This is a genomic window from Pseudomonas pseudonitroreducens, from assembly GCF_021603645.1.
Taxonomy (GTDB): Bacteria; Pseudomonadota; Gammaproteobacteria; order Pseudomonadales; family Pseudomonadaceae; genus Pseudomonas; species Pseudomonas pseudonitroreducens.
The window spans coordinates 343,386-363,312 of record NZ_BQHJ01000003.1 but is presented as its reverse complement, the minus strand read 5'-3'; the positions used below and the strand labels follow the sequence as shown (position 1 = coordinate 363,312).

Genomic DNA, 19,927 nt, shown 5'->3' with positions numbered 1-19,927 from the left:
GAAAACACGACGGCCGCTGCCGTTTTTCACGGCAGCGGCCGGCAGTAACACTCAGCTTAGCGAATCGTGTAGGCGGCCAGCTTACCGCTGTTGCCGAACACGTACATCCAGCTGCCGACTACCAGCGGGCGAACCCGCACGCCGTCACCGTCGACCTTCTCGCGGCCAACGAAACGACCGTCCACCTGGCTCAGCAGGTGCACGTAACCTTCCAGGTCACCGACGACCACGTTGCTCGACAGCACGGCCGGAGCGGACAGCTGGCGGCGAGCCAGTGCATCGTTGCTCCACAGCGAAGACGAACCACGGGAATCGAGGCTTTCCACGGTGCCGCTGGCCTGGCTGATGAACACGCTGCCAGTGCCTTCGGCCACGCCCACGTAGCTGGAAGCCTCACGCTGCCAGAGTACGCGGCCGGTGCCTACGTCCAGCGCCGCGGCGCGGCCCTGGTAGCTGGCAACGTAGAGCACGTTGTCGATCAGAAGCAGACCGCCGTCGATATCGACGACACGGTCCAGTTCGGAACGGCCTTGCGGGATGGCAACGCGCTGTTCCCACACCGGCAGGCCGCGCTCGACATCCACGGCAACGACCTTGCCGCTGGCCAGGCCGGCCAGCGCCAGACGGCCGGCGATCAGCGGGGCGCCAGTGCCACGCAGGGTCAGAACCGGGACAGTACCTTCGTAGATCCAGCGCTGGTTGCCGGTAGAAGCGTCGAAGCCGATCAGCTTGTCGTCCTGGGTCTGCACCACCACCACGTCGCCGTTGGTGGCCGGAGCGGCCAGTACTTCGCTGGTGACCTTGGCGCGCCACTTCTGCTCGCCCGAACCGGAATCCAGGGCGATCACGTCACCACGCAGAGTGCCCAGCAGGACCATGCCGCTGCCCACGCCGACGGCGCCGGAGATCGGCAGATCGAGGTCTTTCTTCCACAGCACTTCGCCCGTTTCGCGCTGCATGGCCATGACGCGGCCTTCGGCAGACGCGGCGTAGATGGTCTGGCCATCGACGGCGGGCTCGAGCAGGTTGTACAGGTCGCCCTGGCCGTCACCGACCGAACGGCTCCACTGTTTCTCCAGGCGAACCTCTTCCTTGAAATCGGTCAGTTCGGCCGGCGGCAGTTCTTTCTTGCTATTGCTGCTGCAACCCACAGCCATCAGGGTCAGTGCCAGCAGTGCAACGTGTTTCCAACGCAACATCTCAGGCGTCTCCCTTGGCCAGGTCGTCGAGTTTCATCTGCAGGGCGCCGACGGCGGCATCTTCCGGCAGGGCAGCCTTGGCCTTCTCGTAGGCGACGCGCGCGTCGTCATTGCGCTTGAGCTGCAGCAGCAGGTCGCCGCGCAGTTCTTCGCGGGTAGCAACGTAGGCTTTGTCGACGGTGCTGTCGAGCAGCTTCAGGCCGTCTTCGGCCTTGCCCTGGGCAGCCAGGACACGTGCCAGGCGCTGGCGGGCCAGCTCGCCGAGGGTTGCGTCCACAGGCTTGTCGACCACGGCCTTGAGCTCAAGGACGGCGTCATCCAGCTTGCCGCTATCCACCGCGACCTTGGCGACGAACAGGCGGCCGTACTGGGCGTACGGGGTGCCGGCGAAGTCGGTGTTCAGCTTGCCAGCGAGCTCGGCGACCTTGGCGGTGTCGGGCTTGCCGGTCGGGTTCAGCGCGGTTTCCAGCAGGGCCTGGTAAATGATGGAGGCACCCTGGGACTGGTTGGTCTGGTACTTCTTCCAGGCCTGCCAGCCGAACACCACGATCAGCGCCAGAGCGGCGCCGGTCAGCAGGGGCATGCCGTTACGCTGCCACCAGTCCTTGATGTCAGCGATCTGTTCTTCTTCGGTACGGTTACTCACCCCAATACTCCTATCCGCTCGATTCAAGCCTGCTGGAGGCAGGCAGCCAGGTGCTCGGGCAGAGCATCCCAGGCGATATTCTGTTGTTCGCCCTCGCCACGCAGGGGCTTGAAACCTACCACGCGGTTGGCCAGTTCGTCGTCACCCAGAATCATTGCGAACTGTGCGCCGCTCTTGTCGGCCTTCTTGAACTGGCTCTTGAAGCTGCCGGCACCGGCGTTGACCAGCAGGCGCAGCCCCGGGATGGCTTCACGCAGCTTCTCCGCCAGGGCCAGCGCAGCCAGCTCTGCCGGCTCGCCGAAGGCACAGACGTAGAGGTCGGCCGGACGGTTCAATTCAGCCGGGACCACACCCAGGGTATCCAGCAGCAGCACCAGGCGCTCCACGCCCATGGCGAAGCCCACGCCCGGCGTCGGCTTGCCGCCGAACTGGCTGACCAGGCCGTCGTAGCGGCCCCCGCCGCAAACGGTGCCCTGGGCACCGAGCTTGTCGGTGACCCATTCGAAAGCAGTGCGGCAGTAGTAATCCAGGCCGCGAACCAGCTTCTGGTTGATCTCGTAGCGCAAGCCGACCGCATCCAGGCGAGCCTTCAGGCCCTCGAAGTGGGCGATCGACTCTTCGTCCAGGTAGTCGTGCAGGCTCGGCGCACCGACCAGCAGGGCCTGGGTGCTTTCCACCTTGCTGTCGAGGATGCGCAACGGGTTGGTGGTCATGCGGCGCTGGCTGTCTTCGTCCAGCTGCTCGAAGCGCTCCTGCAGGTAGGCCACCAGGTCATCGCGATAGCGCGCACGGGCTTCGCTGGAGCCCAGGGTGTTCAGTTGCAGGGTCACGGCATCGGCCATGCCCAGCTTCTGCCACAGGCGCCAGGTAAGGATGATCAGCTCGGCGTCGATGTCTGGGCCGGGCAGGTTGAAGACTTCCACGCCAATCTGGTGGAACTGGCGATAGCGGCCCTTCTGCGGCTTCTCGTAGCGGAACATCGGGCCGGTGTACCAGAGCTTCTGCACCTGGCCACCGCCGGACAGACCATGCTCCAGCACGGCGCGCACGCAGCCCGCAGTGCCTTCCGGGCGCATGGTCAGGGATTCGCCATTGCGGTCGAGGAAGGTGTACATCTCCTTGTCGACCACATCAGTACCTTCACCGATACCGCGGGCGAAGAGCTCGGTGAACTCGAGGATCGGCAGGCGGATCTCGCTGTAGCCGTAGCTGTCCAGCAGGCCGGCGAAGGTACGTTCCAGATAGCGCCAGGCTGGGGTCTGGTCCGGCAGAATGTCGTTCATGCCACGGATGGCTTGCAGGGACTTGCTCACTTAGGATCCTTGTTGCGGTCAGCCGCGCACGATGAGTGCGGCGTCGGCCTCGGCCTTCTCGGCCGCTTTTTCGCGGATCAGCCGTTCCAGCTCATCCACCAGGTTATCGTTCTGCAGCTTCTGCGCCGGCTTGCCGTCGATGTAGATCAGGTTGCTCGGCGTACCACCGGTAAGGCCGATATGGGCTTCCTTGGCTTCACCCGGGCCGTTGACCACGCAGCCGATCACGGCGACGTCCAACGGCACCAGCAGGTCCTCCAGGCGGCCTTCCAGCTCGTTCATGGTCTTCACCACATCGAAGTTCTGCCGCGAGCAGCTCGGGCAGGCGATGAAGTTGATGCCACGGGAACGCAGGCGCAGCGACTTGAGGATATCGAAGCCGACCTTGATCTCTTCCACCGGGTCGGCGGCCAGCGAGATGCGGATGGTATCGCCGATACCTTCGGCCAGCAGCATGCCCAGGCCCACCGCCGATTTCACGGTGCCCGAACGCAGGCCACCGGCTTCGGTGATGCCCAGGTGCAGGGGTTGCTCGATCTGCTTGGCCAGCAGCCGGTAGGCGGCCACGGCCATGAACACGTCGGAGGCCTTCACACTGACCTTGAAGTTCTGGAAGTCCAGGCGGTCGAGGTGATCGACATGGCGCATGGCCGATTCCAGCAACGCCTCGGGGGTAGGCTCGCCGTACTTCTTCTGCAGGTCCTTCTCCAGGGAGCCGGCGTTGACGCCGATGCGGATCGGGATATTGCGCTCGCGGGCAGCATCCACCACGGCCTTTACCCGGTCTTCGCGACCGATGTTGCCCGGGTTGATGCGCAGGCAGTCGACACCCAATTCGGCCACGCGCAAGGCGATCTTGTAGTCGAAGTGGATATCGGCAACCAGCGGGACCTTCACCTGCTGCTTGATCTTGCCGAACGCCTCGGCGGCGTCCATGTCCGGCACGGAGACGCGGACAATGTCAGCACCGGCATCTTCCAGACGACGGATCTGGGCCACGGTGGCAGCCACGTCCAGGGTGTCGGTGTTGGTCATGCTCTGCACGGCGATGGGGGCGTCCCCACCCACCGGCACGTTGCCTACCCAGATCTTGCGGGACAGGCGACGTTTGATCGGAGACTCGCAATGCATCTTACTGTCCACCCAACTTCAGGCGTGCGGTACCACCACGCGCCGGTGTGACTTCGACCGGCTGGCCGTTGTAGCTGACCTGGGCGCCCTGGGCGAAGCCCAGGCGCAGCTGGACCGGTGCCTTGGCGGCGACTTCCAGTGATTCGCCCTTGCGCTTGAGGCCCTCGAGGACGACCTTGCCGTCAGCATCGGTCACCTGGGTCCAGCAATCAGCGCTGAACTGAACCTTGACCACGCCCTGACCGGCGGAAGCGACCACCGGAGCGGCAGGCGCCTCGGTCGGAGCCACCGGGGCGACCGGGCTGGCCGGCGCGACAGGCTGCTGGGCAGTCGGTTGCTGGGCCGGAGTTGCCGGAGCCTGGACGGCGGGAGCGGTTTCGGCAGCAGCCGGCACGCCCGGGGTGGCCGGAGTCGTTGCGGTCGACGGTGCAGTCTCGAGCGGAGCCTCAGCGCTGCCGTTGTCGCCGGCCGGCTCGGTCGGTGCCGGCGGAGTATTGGCCTGGTCCTCGGCGACGGCCTGGTCTTCCGGCTCGTCAAGCGTATGGATCTCGGTGGTGCCGTCGGCGCTCTCGACCTCGACATGCTCCATGTTCAGGCTGCCGGTCTCGGCCGGGCGCGCAGAGCGCTCCTGCCACCAGAAGTAGCCGAAGCCGATGAGCACGGCCAGCAGGACCAAACTGAACAGGCGCAGCAGATTGCGCGACAGCCGCACGGGCTCAACGACGCGCCCCAGCGCCTGGACGTTGCTGCCGCTGGCATCGGTACCGGTGTACTGGTCGAAGGCGGTGACCATCTGGGCCTGGTCCATGCCCAGCAGTTTGGCGTAGGCACGGATATAGCCGCGGGCGAAGGTATGCCCCGGCAACTGTTCGAAGGAACCCTGTTCCAGCTGGCGCAAGGCATTTTCGGTCAGGTTCAGCTGGCCGGCCACCTGCGCGGTGCTCCAGCCCTTGTTCTCGCGCGCCTGGCGCAGGGTCTCGCCAGGATTGGCGCGGGTCGTGCCGATAACATCGGGCTGCGACGTATTCATCATTTATCCGCCTGGTATGCCTGGTATTCAGGAGATGCGGGATACAGGCGCTTGAGTTGCAGCCCGTAGCTGGCAGCGGTATCCCGGTCGTCGAAAATCTTTGCCAGTCGAATCCCCAACAGCAGGCTACGCGCAGTCTGCGGGCCTTGCTTGAGGTATTCCTCATAGAATGCGCGGGACGGCACGTACTCGCGATCCTGGTAGTTAAGGTCCGCCAGCTCGATCAGCGCGCCGGGAGTATTCCGGTTCAGGCGCACAGCCTTCTCGAAGAATTCCTTGGCCTCTGCGCGCTTGTTGAGCTTCATGCTGACCAGGCCGAGGTTCTCGAAAATCCGCGAACGCTCGGAATAAAGGCCGTCGTCTGTGGCCTTCATGTAGGTGTCGTAGGCTTCCTGATAGCGCTTCTGCTCGAAAAGGAAGCTGGCGTAGTTGTTCAGAATACGTGCATCACCAGAGCGCGCCGAGAGCGCCTTGCGGAACTCGGTTTCCGCGAGCTTCGGCTCCATCTCGGTCTGATAGACGACAGCCAGCGCAGCATGGGCATCGGCACTCGACGAATCGATATCCAGGGCCTGTCGCAGCGGCACCTTGGCCTGCTCGGTATTGCCCATTTGCAGGTAGCCGATGCCGAGCTGGATGTAGGCGTCGCGCGCCTCGTCCCGGCCCTTCTCGGTCTTCAGAGGATCCTGTTTACCAGTCGTCACGCAACCCGTCAGCACGGTTGCCAACAGTAAGCACAGCGCGGCGCGCAGGGTCATCGGAATCCTCCCTAGTCAGTTTCGATTGGCGTTGGTCGGGGCCTGGTCGGCGTCCGCAGCCAGTTGTCGTACGGCAATGTAACGTTCGCTACGGCGGGTGCGGTCCATCACCTGGCCCACCAATTGACCACAGGCAGCGTCGATATCGTCGCCGCGGGTGGTACGAACAGTCACGTTGAAGCCGCTCTTGTGCAGCATGTCCTGGAATCGGCGGATGGCATTGTTGCTCGGCCGCTCGTAACCGGAATGCGGGAACGGATTAAACGGAATCAGGTTGATCTTGCAAGGGAAATCCTTGAGCAGTGCGATCAGTTGCTCAGCATGCTCGGGCTGGTCGTTGACGCCGGCCAGCAGGGTGTACTCGATCGTCAGCACGCGTTCCTTGCCCAGACGCGTGATGTAGCGATAGCAGGAGTCGAGCAGCATCTCGAGCGGGTACTTCTTGTTGATCGGCACCAGCTTGTTGCGCAGCTCGTCGTTGGGCGCATGCAGCGACAGGGCCAGGGACACGTCGGTCACCTCGGCGAGCTTGTCGATCATCGGCACAACGCCGGAGGTGGACAGGGTCACCTTGCGCTTGGAAATACCGTAGCCGAGGTCTTCCATCATGATGCTCATGGCGGTCACGACGTTGTCGAAGTTCAGCAGCGGCTCGCCCATGCCCATCATCACCACGTTGGTGATGGCACGGTCGATCTTGCCCGGGATGGTCCCGAACGATTGGTTGGCGATCCACACCTGGCCGATGATCTCGGCGGAGGTCAGGTCGCTGTTGAAGCCTTGCTTGCCGGTGGAGCAGAAGCTGCAGTCCAGCGCGCAACCGGCCTGCGACGACACGCACAGGGTGCCGCGGCCGCCTTGCGGGATGTACACGGTCTCGACGCAGCTGCCCGAGGCCACGCGCACCACCCACTTGCGGGTACCGTCAGCGGAAATGTCCTGGCTGACGATCTCCGGAGGACGAATTTCGGCAACGGCCTCGAGCTTTTCGCGCAAGGCCTTGCCGACGTTCGTCATGGCGCTGAACTCGACAGCGCCAAAGTGGTGAATCCATTGCATCACCTGGCCGGCGCGGAAGCGCTTTTCACCGATGGACTCGAAGAATTCCTCGAGCTGGGGCTTGGTCATGCCCAGCAGGTTGGCCTTTACAGCGGTATCAGTCATGGATTCACCCTCGCTCATTCGCCGTTATCAGCGAATGCGCTCGCACACCTCGGTGCTGGAGAAGAAGTAAGCGATTTCACGAGCAGCGGAAGCTTCCGAGTCGGAACCGTGTACGGCGTTCTCGTCGATGGAAACGGCGAAGTCGGCGCGGATGGTGCCGGCGTCGGCTTTCTTCGGATCGGTGGCGCCCATCAGTTCACGGTTGCGCAGGATGGCGTCTTCGCCTTCCAGAACCTGGACAACGACCGGGCCGGAAGTCATGAAGGAAACCAGGTCCTTGAAGAAGGGGCGCTCTTTGTGCTCGGCGTAGAAACCGCCAGCTTCGCGCTCGGACAGCTGAACCATCTTGGAAGCGACAACGCGCAGGCCGGCTTTCTCGAAGCGGGTCAGGATTTCGCCGATGACGTTCTTGGAAACGGCGTCGGGCTTGATGATGGAGAAGGTACGTTGCAGGGCCATGGAAATAACTCCGAAAAAGCAAGGTTGGTAATGCCAAGAAGCCCCTGGCGTGGCCAGGAGCTCCTGCGATTCTAGGGTTTGCCGCGCGCCACGCCCGATGGGCGGCAGCCGCGAAACCGGCCCGACTGCGACAGGGCCGGCGGCTGGAAAATTCCCCTGGGGAAATTTTCGACAGCTCACCTAAAGATAAAACCCGCGAATTATACGCGGGTTCGGGGAAAAGCATAAGGGCGGCTTCAGGCAGCAGGCCTTAGGCTGCAGGCGAAAGGCGGCTGTTGATTTTGCCTGCAGCCTGCAGCCCGCCGCCTGCCGCCGCTTTCAGTCGGCTTCTTCGATCCAGGCAGCCTGGATGGCCTCCAGGACCTTTTCCCCGCCACGGGAAGGATCGTCGCTGAACTCCGGCAATGCCAGCACCCAGCGGTGCAGATCGACGAAATTCACGTAGCGCGGATCGACGTCCGGCTGGGACTCGGCCAGCTGGATGGCGATTTCGAGCACATCAACCCATTTCAGACTCATGCGAACGCTCCGCCTCAGTGACCTTCGGACACCTGGTTGATGGTGTATTTCGGAATTTCCACCACCAGATCGGTCTCGCCGACCACGGCCTGGCAGGACAGGCGCGAATCCGGCTCCAGACCCCAGGCCTTGTCCAGCATGTCGTCTTCCAGCTCGTCGGAGCCTTCCATCGAGTTGAAGCCCTCGCGCACGATCACGTGACAGGTGGTGCAGGCACAGGACATCTCACAGGCGTGTTCGATCTCGATGCCGTTGCGCAGCGCCGCCTTCATGATGGTTTCGCCCGGCTGGGCTTCGATCACCGCGCCTTCGGGGCAGTGTTCGGCGTGGGGCAGAAAGACAATCTGCGGCATCTTCGCTTATTCCTCGATTTCGTTGAGCCGGCGACCGGCCAGTGCAGCTTTGACGGTGGCGTCCATACGGCGCGCGGCAAAGGCGTCGGTCAGCTGGGACAGACGCTTGATCTGTTGTTCGATGGCGACGGTATCGCTGCCGGTGGCCAGCTCGCGCAGCGAGTCCATGCCAGCATCGATGACCAGGCGCTCGTCGGCCTCCAGCAGGCGCTCGCCGTCGGCGTCCAGCGCCGACTGCACGGCCTCCAGCAGACGCTGGGCCTCGACCTGCTGTTCGCGCAGGGCGCGGGCAGCAAGGTCATCGCCGGCATACTGGAAGGAATCCTGCAGCATGCGGGCGATTTCGCCGTCGGTCAGGCCGTAGGACGGCTTGACCTGGATGCTCGCCTCGACGCCCGAGGACAATTCACGGGCGGACACACCCAGCAGGCCATCGGCGTCGACCTGGAAGCTGACGCGGATCTTTGCCGCGCCGGCCACCATCGGCGGAATGCCGCGCAGCTCGAAGCGCGCCAGGGACCGGCAGTCCTTGACCAGCTCGCGCTCGCCTTGCAGCACATGGATCATCATGGCCGTCTGGCCATCCTTGTAGGTGGTGAACTCCTGAGCGCGCGCCACCGGAATGGTGGTATTGCGCGGGATCACCTTCTCCATCAGCCCACCCATGGTTTCCAGGCCGAGCGACAGGGGAATCACGTCCAGCAGCAGCAGCTCTTCGCCGCGCTTGTTGCCGGCCAGGGCATCCGCCTGGATGGCCGCGCCAATGGCGACGACCTGGTCCGGATCGATGTCGGTCAGCGGGTCGCGAGCGAACAGGTCGCCCACCAGTTCGCGCACACGAGGCACACGGGTCGAGCCGCCAACCATGACGACAGCGCTGACTTCTTCCAGCTCGACACCGGAATCACGGACTGCGCGACGGCAGGACTTGAGGCTGCGCTGGATCAGCGGATCGATCAGGGCCTCAAGCTGGGTGCGGGTCAGCTCACCTGACCAGCTGTCATAAGCAACGGCCACGCTGGCGCAGTCGGTCAGCGCTTCCTTCGCCGCGCAGGCAGCCTGCAGCAAGCGACGCTGGGCGCCCGGATCCAGATCGGCCGAGACCCCGGACTGCTCGATGATCCAGCCGGCGATGGCGTGGTCGAAGTCATCGCCACCCAGCGCGGTATCACCGCCGGTGGCCAGGACTTCGAAGACGCCACGGGTCAGGCGCAGGATGGAAATGTCGAAAGTACCGCCACCCAGGTCATAGATGGCGACCACGCCCTCGGCGTTCTTGTCGAGGCCGTAGGCGACCGCCGCAGCGGTCGGCTCGTTGAGCAGGCGCAGCACGTGCAGGCCGGCCAGACGCGCGGCGTCCTTGGTGGCCTGGCGCTGGGCGTCGTCGAAATAAGCGGGAACAGTGATCACTGCGCCCACCAGTTCGCCACCCAGGGTCGACTCGGCGCGCTGGCGCAGGACGCGGAGAATTTCCGCCGAGACTTCGACCGGGCTCTTGGCGCCCTGGACGGTCTCGATGAAGGGCATGTGCGATTCGCCCTGGGTAAAGCGGTACGGCAGTTGGCCGCCCAGCTGTTTCACATCCTCCAGGCCGCGCCCCATCAGGCGCTTCACCGAAATGATGGAGTTCAGCGGGTCTTGCGAGGCGGTGGCGCGAACGTTCTCGCCCACCTCGATGCGATCGGCGAGGTAACGCACCGCAGACGGCAGGATCACTTCGCCGCGATCATCGGGCAAGGGTGCTGCGACGCCGCTGCGCACGGCAGCGACCAGGGAATTCGTGGTACCCAGGTCGATCCCCACCGCCAGGCGACGCTGGTGTGGCTGGGGACTTTGTCCGGGCTCGGCGATCTGCAGTAGGGCCATGCGGTTTCTAATCAGGCTATCGGGCGCGGCACGGGCCGCGCGGATTAATCGTCGAGTCGCTCTTCGAGCTGCCGCACTTCCTGCGCCAGCTTGTCGAGGAACTGCATGCGGCGAACCAGACGCTCGGCCAACTCACGGCGACCGGTATCGTCCCAGCAATCGGCGAAATCCTCTTCCAGACGCTGCTGGGCGGATTTCAACTGACGCTTGAACTGCGCCACGCCATCGAGATCGGCGCTGTCCTGCAGGTCTTCCAGGTCCTCGCGCAGCTGCATCTGCTGCAGCAGGAATTCCGGATCCTGTACCGTGGCCTCCAGCGGCAACGCATCGCCGCGCAACGCCAGCAAGTACAGGGCACGACGCGGCACGCTCTTCAGCGTCTGGTAGGCATCGTTGAGCTCGGCAGCCTTGGACTGCGCCAGGCGCTGCTCGCGCTCGGAGGCATCGGCGAAGCGATCCGGATGGACCGTCCGCACCAGCTCGCGGTAGCGGTTGCCAAGGGCTTCCAGATCGATCCGGAAGCCCGGCTGCAAATCGAACAGCGCGAAGTGACAGGGACTACCCACACCCGACCTCAGACGTTGAAGCTTTCGCCGCAGCCACACTCACCGCGCACGTTCGGGTTGTTGAACTTGAAGCCCTCGTTGAGGCCTTCCTTGGTGAAGTCCAACTCGGTACCGTCGAGGTAGACCAGGCTTTTCGGGTCGATGATGACCTTCACGCCGTGGCTCTCGAAGACCTGGTCCTCGGCTGCCAGTTCGTCAACGAACTCCAGCACATAGGCCAGCCCGGAACACCCGGTGGTGCGCACGCCAAGACGAATGCCCTCACCCTTGCCGCGCCCTTCGAGAGAACGGCGAACATGGTTGGCGGCGGATTCGGTCATGCTGATGGCCATGGGAACTCCTTACTCAACGAATCGCTTCAGAGCAGACCTTTCTTCTGCTTGTAGTCGCGCACGGCCGCCTTGATGGCGTCCTCGGCGAGCACCGAGCAGTGGATCTTCACTGGCGGCAGGGCCAGCTCTTCGGCGATGGTGGTGTTCTTGATGGATTCGGCCTCGTCCAGCGTCTTGCCCTTCATCCACTCGGTGGCGAGGGAGCTGGAGGCGATGGCGGAACCGCAGCCGTAAGTCTTGAACTTGGCGTCTTCGATGACGCCCTGCTCGTTGACCTTGATCTGCAGGCGCATCACGTCGCCGCAGGCGGGAGCACCGACCATGCCGGTGCCGACATCCGGGTCTTCGGCATTGAGCTTGCCGACGTTGCGCGGGTTTTCGTAGTGGTCGATGACCTTGTCACTGTAAGCCATGGCTAATCCTCACTCTATGGGGCGGGTCAGTGGGCCTGCCATTCGACCTTGGACAGGTCGACACCCTCTTTGAACATATCCCACAGCGGCGAGAGTTCACGCAGCTTGGAAACGGCTTCCACCACCTTTTTGGCGGCGTAGTCGACCTCTTCTTCAGTAGTGAAGCGGCCGAAGCTGAAACGGATGGAGCTGTGCGCCAGTTCGTCGTTGCGACCCAGGGCGCGGAGCACGTAGGACGGCTCCAGCGAGGCCGAGGTGCAGGCGGAGCCGGACGAAACGGCCAGGTCCTTGAGCGACATCATCAGCGACTCGCCTTCGACGTAGTTGAAGCTGACGTTGAGGATGTTCGGCGCGTAGGAAGTCGGGCTGCCGTTGAGATACAGCTCTTCCAGGTCCTGGACCTGATCGAAGAAGCGCTTGCGCAGGCCTTCGATGCGAGCCATTTCCTGGTGCATTTCTTCCTTGGCGATGCGGAAGGCTTCGCCCATGCCGACGATCTGGTGGGTCGCCAGGGTACCCGAACGCATGCCGCGCTCGTGACCGCCGCCGTGCATCTGGGCTTCCAGGCGCACACGCGGCTTGCGACGCACGTACAGCGCGCCCATGCCTTTGGGGCCGTAGACCTTGTGGGCGGAGAAGGACATCAGGTCGACCTTGAGTTTCTCCAGGTCGATGTCGACTTTACCGGCGGACTGGGCAGCGTCGACGTGCAGCAGGATGCCGCGCGAACGGGTCAGCTCACCGATGGCAGCGATGTCGTTGATGCTGCCGACTTCGTTGTTCACGTGCATGACCGAAACCAGGATGGTGTCGTCACGCAGGGCGGCCTCGACCATCGCCGGGGTGATGATGCCCTCGGGGGTCGGCTCCAGGTAGGTCACTTCGAAACCTTCACGCTCCAGCTGGCGGCAGGTATCCAGGACCGCCTTGTGCTCGATCTTCGAGGTGATGATGTGCTTGCCCTTGGTCGCATAGAAGTGCGCGACGCCCTTGACGGCGAGGTTATCGGACTCGGTGGCACCGGAAGTCCAGACGATCTCGCGGGGGTCGGCATTGACCAGTTCGGCGACCTGGCGACGGGCGTTTTCAGCCGCTTCCTCGGCCTTCCAGCCGAAGAGGTGGGAACGCGAAGCCGGGTTGCCGAAATTGCCGTCAACCAGCAGGCAGTCGGCCATTTTCTGAGCGACACGCGGATCCACCGGGGTGGTGGCGGAGTAGTCGAGGTAAATCGGCAATCTCATCAGGTAACTCCTACAGGCGGGCGTTCGCTCAATCGATGGCGGACGCTTCAATCTTGTCGAGGCGCAGCGGCTTACTGCCCGAGCAGCGACGCTCGTCCTGGCGCTGAGCGACCTCTTGAACTTCGCGGCGCTCGACCAGGTCGGCCAGGCTGATGCCGCTGAGGAACTCGTGAATCTGCTGACTGAGGTCGCACCACAAGTGGTGGGTCAGGCAGGTATCGCCGGAGTGGCAGTCACCCTGGCCCTGGCAGCGGGTAGCATCGACCGACTCGTTGACCGCATCGATCACCTGGGCAACGTGGATGCCGGTCATGTCGCGGGACAACTGGTAACCGCCACCCGGACCACGCACGCTGACCACCAGGTTGCCACGGCGCAACTTGGCGAACAGCTGTTCCAGGTAGGACAGGGAAATACCCTGGCGCTCGGAGATATCGGCGAGAGAAACCGGGCCACGCTGGGCGTGCAACGCCAGATCGAGCATGGCGGTGACGGCATAGCGGCCTTTGGTGGTCAATCGCATGGGGAAATCCGGAAGAATCGCTGGTATGGCGGAAGTATGCTCTTTTCCGACTATTTAAGTCAACTATAAGACCTATTACTTTAGTCGGAATTAGCCAGCGAACGGCGCCGTATTGTAGCAGCAATGCAAGGGCCGGCGCATCACTGCGCCGACTTGCTGCTCTCCTCGCCCTTGACTCCAGCGAAGTCCTCTTCCCGCAGTACCGGAAGATCCTTCGCACAGTAGTCGCTACCCAGGGCCGTCAGAGCCTTGCACATGCCTTCCAGACGACCATCGACCGCCTGCAGGTGGTCAAGCAACTGACCAATGGCACGAGCCACCGGGTCGGGCATGTCCTGGCTGACGCCGTAGGCATCGAACCCGAGCTTTTCTGCCATGGCCTGGCGCTTGGCCGCCTGATCCGCGTCATCCTTGATGATGATGCGCCCTGGAATCCCCACAACGGTGGCGCCCGGAGGCACCTCTTTGGTCACCACGGCGTTGGAGCCGACCTTGGCGCCGGCACCGACGGTGAACGGGCCGAGCACCTTGGCGCCCGCCCCTACCACCACGCCATCGGCCAGGGTCGGATGGCGCTTGCCCTTGTTCCAGCTGGTGCCGCCCAGGGTCACGCCCTGGTAGATGGTGACGTCGTCGCCGATTTCGGCCGTTTCGCCAATGACGATACCCAGGCCATGGTCGATAAAGAAGCGACGACCGATCTTCGCGCCTGGATGGATCTCGATACCGGTCATCCAACGACCGAAGTTCGACACCATTCGCGCCAGCCACTTCCAGCCGGACACCCACAAACCATGGGCCAGGCGGTGCAGCCAGACGGCATGCAGGCCCGGATAGCAGGTGAGCACTTCGAAGGCATTACGTGCCGCCGGGTCTCGATGGAATACGCTCTGAATGTCTTCGCGTACGCGCTCAAACATCTTCATCACTCCGCTTGGAAAGCTCCCCGCGGGCAGCTTTCTGTGTCTCGGTGAGAATACCCCGCAGGATATTCATCTCCAGCTTGCTCACACCGCTGCGGCCATACAGGCGGCGCAGGCGCGACATCAGGTGGCGCGGCTTCTGCGGATCGAGGAACTGGATATCCACCAGGGTCGATTCCAGGTGTGCGTAGAAGCGCTCCAGCTCATCCGACGTCACCGGGACGCTGTTGAGCATTGCCGTGGACTCGACCTTCTCCTGCTTGGTCGGCTGCCCCTGAACGGCCAGCCAGGCCATGCGCACCTCGTAGACCAGCACCTGCACCGCCGTCGCCAGGTTCAGCGAGCTGAACTCGGGATTGGCCGGGATGTGCACGTGGAACTGACATCGCTGCAGCTCGTCATTGGTCAGGCCGGCGTACTCGCGGCCAAACACCAGCGCGACCTCTCCACCCTGCTGGACATGCTCCAGGCTGGTGGTGGCGCACTCGCGGGGATCGAGCAGCGGCCAGGGAATGCGGCGATCGCGCGCACTGGTACCCAGCACCAGGCTGCAACCCGCCAGGGCATCTTCCAGGGTCGGCACGACCACGGCCGCATCGAGAATGTCGTCGGCGCCGGATGCGCGGGCGCGCGCCTCGCCACTGGGGAAATCCATCGGATCGACCAGTACCAGGCGCGACAGGCCCATGTTCTTCATCGCACGGGCCGTACCGCCGATATTGCCGGGATGGCTGGTGTTGACCAGCACCACGCGAATTTTGTCGAGCAACGCGCGACTCCACACAAAAGCGAAAAAGGGAGGGAATCCTACCGCAGCAGTGGGTCTTGCGCCACGCAGGCGACAGGTCGCTCTATGAACTCCATGGCTTTCTGCTAGAATGTTCGGCTTTCTTTAACGACCCAGGTGACCTCTCCATGCAGCCTATGCTGAATATCGCCCTGCGCGCCGCTCGCAGCGCCGGTGAACTGATCTTCCGCTCCATCGAACGCCTGGATACCCTGTCGGTCAACGAGAAAGAAGCCAACGACTACGTCACCGAAGTCGATCGCGCGGCCGAACTCTCCATCGTCACCGCCCTGCGCAAGGCCTACCCGAACCACGGGATCATGGGCGAAGAAGGCGGCATGCTCGAAGGCAGCGGCGAAGGCGCAGACTACCTGTGGATCATCGATCCGCTGGATGGCACCACCAACTTCATCCACGGCGTTCCGCACTACGCCGTCAGCATCGCCTGCAAATACCGCGGCCGCCTCGAGCACGCCGTAGTCCTCGATCCGGTCCGCCAGGAAGAATTCACCGCCAGCCGCGGCCGTGGCGCCGCCCTGAACGGTCGCCGCCTGCGCGTCAGCAACCGCAAGAGCCTGGAAGGCGCACTGCTCGGCACCGGCTTCCCGTTCCGCGACAGCCAGATGGACAATCTGGACGCCTACCTGGGCATGTTCCGCAGCCTGGTCGGCCAGACTGCCGGCATCCGCCGCGCCGGCGCCGCCAGCCTGGATCTGGCCTACGTCGCCGCCGGCCGCTACGACGCCTTCTGGGAATTCGGCCTGTCCGAGTGGGACATGGCAGCCGGCGCCCTGCTGATCCAGGAAGCAGGCGGCCTGGTGAGCGATTTCACCGGCGGTCACGAGTTCCTCGAGAAGGGCCAGATCGTTGCCGGCAACACCAAGTGCTTCAAGGCGCTGCTGACCAGCATCCAGCCGCACCTGCCGCCGTCGCTCAAGCGCTGAGCCAGAGCCTCGACAGAAAAAGCCCGGCAATGCCGGGCTTTTTTGTGCCTGCAAGAACGCACTTCATTGTAGGAGCGAGCTTGCTCGCGATGCTTTTGCCCTTTCTTCTGGCGACACGACGCGGGGCTGTTCGCGAGCAAGCTCGCTCCTACGAAGAGATCCAAAAGAAAAGGCGCCCGATGGGCGCCTTTCTCACTGAGACCTGGCGACGGCTTATTGCTGCCCCAGGACCAGTCGGCCGCTCTTGTCGACCGGAATCTGCGAGCCCGGATCGCGGTCCATGCGGACCTGGCCGGCCTTGCCATCGAGCAGGTACTTCACGTCGTAGCCGACGACCTTCTCGCTGGTATCATTGACGGTGCTGCAGCGGGTTTCGGTGGTGGTGTAGGTATCACGCTCCTGCATGCCTTCCTGCACCTTGTTGCCCGCGTAGCCGCCGCCGATGGCGCCCGCCACGGTGGCGATCTTCTTGCCATTGCCGCCGCCGATCTGGTTGCCCAGCAGGCCGCCAGCGATGGCGCCAATCGCCGTACCGGCGATCTGGTGGGTGTCCTTGACCGGACGCTGATGGGTCACTGCCACGTCCTTGCAGACCTGGCGCGGATTCTTGATGGTTTCCTTGACCGGTTGAACGGCGAGCACCTCGGCGTATTGCGGCGCACGGTCCACCAGACTGTAGGTAGCCACGGCGCCACCGGCAGTCACGCCTACAGCGCCCAGCACGGTACCGATTAGCAACGACTTGTTCATAGGGTTCTCCTGGTCTTTCTTCTCATTCGGGCCTTGCCCTTTACCTTGCCTTGGAGCGACCCATTTGTAAGAAAGTTCCGGCGGTTTCGTGATCCACCTCCTACAAACGAAAACTCCCGCCGAAGCGGGAGTTTTCTCTGGAAGGCCGGAAACGCTCTATTACGGGCGCTCGTCGACTTCCTTGCTCGGCGGAGGAATCAGGTCCTCGCTGGACAGGTTCAGCCAGATCAGCACCACGTTGGCGATGTAGATCGACGAGTAGGTACCCGCCATCACACCGACGAACAGTGCGATGGAGAAGCCGAACAGGTTGTCGCCACCGAAGAACAGCAGCGCAGCGATCGCCAGCAGGGTCGACACCGACGTGGCGATGGTCCGCAGCAGGGTCTGGCTGGTCGAGATGTTGATGTTCTCGATCAGGCTGGCCTTGCGCAGCACGCGGAAGTTCTCGCGCACCCGGTCGAAGATCACGATGGTGTCGTTCAGCGAGTAGCCCACCACCGCCAGCACCGCGGCCAGCACGGTCAGGTCGAAGGTGATCTGGAAGAACGACAGCACGCCCATCACGATGATGGCGTCGTGGATCAGCGAGAGGATCGCCCCCAGGGCGAACTTCCACTGGAAGCGGAAGCCCACGTACAACAGGATGCCGCCCAGCGCCAGGAGCATGCCGAGGCCGCCCTGGTCGCGCAGCTCCTCACCCACCTGCGGGCCCACGTACTCGACGCCGTTGACCTTGGCGGGGTTGGAGGCATCCGCCTTCTGCAGCGCAGCGGCGACTTTCTTGCCCAGCTCCGGGTCTTCGCTGGGCATGCGCACCAGCACGTCGCGGGTATCACCGAAGCTCTGTACCACGGCCTCGCTGTAACCGGCGGCGACCAGTTGCTCGCGCACCTTGGACAGGTCGGCAGGCTGCTCGTAGTTCAGCTTGATCGACGTACCGCCGGTGAAGTCCAGGCCGAAGTTGATACCTTTGAAGACCCAACTGCCGAGGGCGATCAGGGTCAGGATCAGGGTCGCGGCGAACGCAATGTTGCGCACGCCCATGAAGTTGATAGTACCGATCTTGATATTCATCTCTGGCCCCTTAGATCCACAGCTTCTTAACGTCGCGGCCGCCGTAGATCAGGTTCACCATTGCGCGGGTGACCAGAATGGCAGTGAACATCGAGGTGAGAATACCCAGGGACATGGTCACGGCGAAGCCCTTCACCGGGCCGGTGCCCATGGCGTAGAGGATGCCGCCGACCAGCAGCGAGGTCAGGTTGGCGTCGATGATCGCGGTGAAGGCCCGGTTGAAGCCCTCATGGATCGCCCGCTGCGTCGACATGCCCGCCGCCAGTTCCTCGCGTATCCGCGAGAAGATCAGCACGTTGGCGTCCACCGCCATACCCATGGTCAGCACGATACCGGCGATACCCGGGAGGGTCAGGGTCGCACCGAGGATCGACATCAGCGCCACCAGCATGACCATGTTGAAGGCCAGGGCGACGGTGGCGATCACGCCGAAGAAGCGGTAGATGACGATGATGAACAGGGAAACGAAGACCATGCCCCAGAGGGATGCATCGATACCCTTGGCGATGTTGTCCGCACCCAGGCTCGGGCCGATGGTGCGTTCTTCGGCGAAGTACATTGGAGCAGCCAGGCCACCGGCGCGCAGCAGCAGGGCCAGTTCCGAGGACTCGCCCGGAGCGTCCAGGCCGGTGATGCGGAACTGGTTGCCCAGCGGCGACTGGATGGTCGCCAGGCTGATGATCTGCTTCTCTTCCTTGAATGCCTGAACAGCGACTTCCTGCTCGACGCCGTCGACGACCTGCTTGGTGTAGCGGGTGATCGGCTTCTGCTCGATGAACACCACGGCCATGCTGCGGCCGACGTTGTTGCGGGTCGCGCGGTTCATCAGTTCGCCGCCGTGGCCATCCAGGCGGATGTTCACTTGCGGACGACCGTTCTCGTCGAAGCTGGCGCTGGCGTCGGTGACCTGGTCACCGGTGATGATCACGCCACGCTCCAGGGTCGCCGGCGGACGACGCGGCTCGCGGAAATCGAAGGTTTCAGTGGAGGACTTGATCGCATCCGGCTCGGCGGCCAGGCGGAACTCCAGGTTCGCAGTCTTGCCGAGGATACGCTTGGCTTCGGCGGTGTCCTGCACGCCCGGCAGCTCGACGACGATGCGGTTGGCGCCCTGGCGCTGTACCAGCGGCTCGGAGACGCCCAGCTCGTTCACGCGGTTGCGGACGGTGGTGAGGTTCTGCTTGATCGAGTATTCGCGGATTTCGGCCAGCTTGGTGGCGGTCATGGCCAGGCGCAGGACCTGCATGCCATTGCGGTCGCTCTGGGCGGTTTCGAAATCGCGGAAATCCTTGGCGATGATCGACTTGGCCTTGTCCAGGTCGGCTTCTTCGGTGAAGCCCAGCTGGATGCCGCCGTCCTGCACTGGCAGGCTGCGGTAGCGCACGCGCTCTTTACGCAGGGCGCTCTTGACCTCGTTCTCGTACACCTTCATACGAGCGTCGACAGCTTTCTCCATGTCCACTTCCAGCAGGAAGTGCACACCACCGGAAAGGTCGAGACCCAGCTTCATCGGGTGGGCGGCGATATTGCGCAGCCAGTTCGGCGTGGTCTGGGCCAGGTTCAGGGCGACTACGTAGTCGTCACCCAGCGCGCGGCGGACGATGTCCTTGGCCGGCAGCTGGTCTTCCTGCTTGGCCAGGCGGATCAGGCCGCTGTTCTTGCCCAGCGAGCCTGCCTTGACGGCGATGCCGGCATCGGCAAGCGCCTTGCTGGCCTTGTCCACGTCGGCCTGGGTGACCTGCAGCGCAGTGCTCGCGCCGCTGATCTGGACGGCCGGATCGTCAGGATAGAGGTTGGGCGCGGAGTAGATGAAACCGACGGCCAGGACCGCCAGGATCAGCAGATACTTCCACAGGGGATACTTGTTGAGCATGACACCGCCCGTTATGACGCGGGGCGCATCTTGCGCCCCGTCGGTTGGGTTTCTAAGAGG

At 63.5% G+C, this 19,927-nt stretch carries 22 protein-coding genes; 1 reads left to right on the top strand and 21 read right to left on the bottom strand.

Annotation, left to right across the window (positions count from 1 at the left end; all coding sequences use genetic code 11):
* Positions 1 to 56: 56 nt before the first annotated feature.
* The 18 genes from bamB to trmJ form a co-directional block, all read right to left on the bottom strand.
* A complete protein-coding gene (gene bamB / locus L6D89_RS09565) occupies positions 57 to 1,199 on the bottom strand; it encodes an outer membrane protein assembly factor BamB (protein ID WP_236199483.1) in 1,143 nt (380 codons plus the stop codon).
* Position 1,200: 1 nt separating this feature from the next.
* Positions 1,201 to 1,845 carry a YfgM family protein gene (locus L6D89_RS09560; protein WP_236199482.1) on the bottom strand — a complete coding sequence of 215 codons (645 nt, stop codon included), beginning with the start codon at positions 1,843 to 1,845 and terminating at the stop codon, positions 1,201 to 1,203.
* Between the two features lie 23 nt (positions 1,846 to 1,868).
* Positions 1,869 to 3,158, bottom strand: a complete 1,290-nt coding sequence (gene hisS / locus L6D89_RS09555; RefSeq protein WP_236199481.1) for a histidine--tRNA ligase — start codon at positions 3,156 to 3,158, stop codon at positions 1,869 to 1,871.
* Between the two features lie 18 nt (positions 3,159 to 3,176).
* Positions 3,177 to 4,289 carry a flavodoxin-dependent (E)-4-hydroxy-3-methylbut-2-enyl-diphosphate synthase gene (gene ispG, locus L6D89_RS09550; RefSeq protein WP_017522283.1) on the bottom strand — a complete coding sequence of 371 codons (1,113 nt, stop codon included), beginning with the start codon at positions 4,287 to 4,289 and terminating at the stop codon, positions 3,177 to 3,179.
* 1 nt (position 4,290) lies between these two features.
* Positions 4,291 to 5,322, bottom strand: coding sequence for a RodZ domain-containing protein (locus tag L6D89_RS09545; RefSeq protein WP_236174178.1), 1,032 nt, complete (start codon positions 5,320 to 5,322; stop codon positions 4,291 to 4,293).
* A complete protein-coding gene (gene pilW, locus L6D89_RS09540) occupies positions 5,319 to 6,077 on the bottom strand; it encodes a type IV pilus biogenesis/stability protein PilW (protein WP_236174179.1) in 759 nt (252 codons plus the stop codon). The genes L6D89_RS09545 and pilW overlap by 4 nt, the downstream gene beginning before the upstream one ends.
* 15 nt (positions 6,078 to 6,092) lie before the next feature.
* Positions 6,093 to 7,241, bottom strand: coding sequence for a dual-specificity RNA methyltransferase RlmN (gene rlmN, locus L6D89_RS09535; protein WP_236174180.1), 1,149 nt, complete (start codon positions 7,239 to 7,241; stop codon positions 6,093 to 6,095).
* Between the two features lie 27 nt (positions 7,242 to 7,268).
* Entirely contained in the window at positions 7,269 to 7,700 is a 432-nt protein-coding gene (gene ndk / locus L6D89_RS09530) for a nucleoside-diphosphate kinase (protein WP_024762960.1), read from the bottom strand.
* A 318-nt stretch (positions 7,701 to 8,018) separates the two neighbouring features.
* Positions 8,019 to 8,219, bottom strand: a complete 201-nt coding sequence (gene iscX, locus L6D89_RS09525) for a Fe-S cluster assembly protein IscX (protein WP_236174181.1) — start codon at positions 8,217 to 8,219, stop codon at positions 8,019 to 8,021.
* Between the two features lie 14 nt (positions 8,220 to 8,233).
* Positions 8,234 to 8,572, bottom strand: a complete 339-nt coding sequence (gene fdx, locus L6D89_RS09520; RefSeq protein WP_205337113.1) for an ISC system 2Fe-2S type ferredoxin — start codon at positions 8,570 to 8,572, stop codon at positions 8,234 to 8,236.
* A 6-nt stretch (positions 8,573 to 8,578) separates the two neighbouring features.
* Positions 8,579 to 10,438 (bottom strand): Fe-S protein assembly chaperone HscA, encoded by a 1,860-nt coding sequence (gene hscA, locus L6D89_RS09515; RefSeq protein ID WP_236199480.1) that lies wholly within the window; start codon positions 10,436 to 10,438, stop codon positions 8,579 to 8,581.
* Positions 10,439 to 10,482: 44 nt separating this feature from the next.
* Entirely contained in the window at positions 10,483 to 11,004 is a 522-nt protein-coding gene (gene hscB, locus L6D89_RS09510) for a co-chaperone HscB (protein ID WP_236174184.1), read from the bottom strand.
* A gap of 8 nt (positions 11,005 to 11,012) precedes the next feature.
* Complete coding sequence (iscA, locus tag L6D89_RS09505; RefSeq protein ID WP_017522292.1) at positions 11,013 to 11,336, bottom strand: iron-sulfur cluster assembly protein IscA; 324 nt, start codon at positions 11,334 to 11,336, stop codon at positions 11,013 to 11,015.
* 26 nt (positions 11,337 to 11,362) lie between these two features.
* Entirely contained in the window at positions 11,363 to 11,749 is a 387-nt protein-coding gene (gene iscU, locus L6D89_RS09500; protein WP_015478505.1) for a Fe-S cluster assembly scaffold IscU, read from the bottom strand.
* Between the two features lie 26 nt (positions 11,750 to 11,775).
* Positions 11,776 to 12,990 (bottom strand): IscS subfamily cysteine desulfurase, encoded by a 1,215-nt coding sequence (locus tag L6D89_RS09495; protein ID WP_081515981.1) that lies wholly within the window; start codon positions 12,988 to 12,990, stop codon positions 11,776 to 11,778.
* 28 nt (positions 12,991 to 13,018) lie between these two features.
* Positions 13,019 to 13,513 carry a Fe-S cluster assembly transcriptional regulator IscR gene (gene iscR / locus L6D89_RS09490; RefSeq protein ID WP_088419609.1) on the bottom strand — a complete coding sequence of 165 codons (495 nt, stop codon included), beginning with the start codon at positions 13,511 to 13,513 and terminating at the stop codon, positions 13,019 to 13,021.
* Between the two features lie 140 nt (positions 13,514 to 13,653).
* Entirely contained in the window at positions 13,654 to 14,433 is a 780-nt protein-coding gene (gene cysE / locus L6D89_RS09485; RefSeq protein ID WP_236174185.1) for a serine O-acetyltransferase, read from the bottom strand.
* A complete protein-coding gene (gene trmJ / locus L6D89_RS09480) occupies positions 14,426 to 15,205 on the bottom strand; it encodes a tRNA (cytosine(32)/uridine(32)-2'-O)-methyltransferase TrmJ (protein ID WP_236199479.1) in 780 nt (259 codons plus the stop codon). Before trmJ ends, cysE begins: the two co-directional genes overlap by 8 nt.
* Before the next feature lie 146 nt (positions 15,206 to 15,351).
* On the opposite strand from trmJ, the gene suhB reads away from it, so the two are divergent.
* The gene (suhB, locus tag L6D89_RS09475) at positions 15,352 to 16,167 is read left to right on the top strand and encodes a type III secretion system regulator SuhB (RefSeq protein ID WP_138524970.1); all 816 of its coding nucleotides are present in this window, start codon (positions 15,352 to 15,354) and stop codon (positions 16,165 to 16,167) included.
* A gap of 213 nt (positions 16,168 to 16,380) precedes the next feature.
* Here suhB and L6D89_RS09470 read toward each other — a convergent pair whose 3' ends face one another.
* The 3 genes from L6D89_RS09470 to secD form a co-directional block, all read right to left on the bottom strand.
* On the bottom strand, positions 16,381 to 16,917 hold the full coding sequence (locus L6D89_RS09470) for a glycine zipper 2TM domain-containing protein (protein ID WP_236174187.1): 537 nt from the start codon (positions 16,915 to 16,917) through the stop codon (positions 16,381 to 16,383).
* A gap of 159 nt (positions 16,918 to 17,076) precedes the next feature.
* Positions 17,077 to 17,994: a protein translocase subunit SecF gene (gene secF, locus L6D89_RS09465; protein WP_236174188.1), complete on the bottom strand. Its 918-nt coding sequence runs from the start codon at positions 17,992 to 17,994 to the stop codon at positions 17,077 to 17,079.
* Positions 17,995 to 18,004: 10 nt separating this feature from the next.
* On the bottom strand, positions 18,005 to 19,867 hold the full coding sequence (secD, locus tag L6D89_RS09460; RefSeq protein WP_236199478.1) for a protein translocase subunit SecD: 1,863 nt from the start codon (positions 19,865 to 19,867) through the stop codon (positions 18,005 to 18,007).
* Positions 19,868 to 19,927 lie beyond the last annotated feature (60 nt).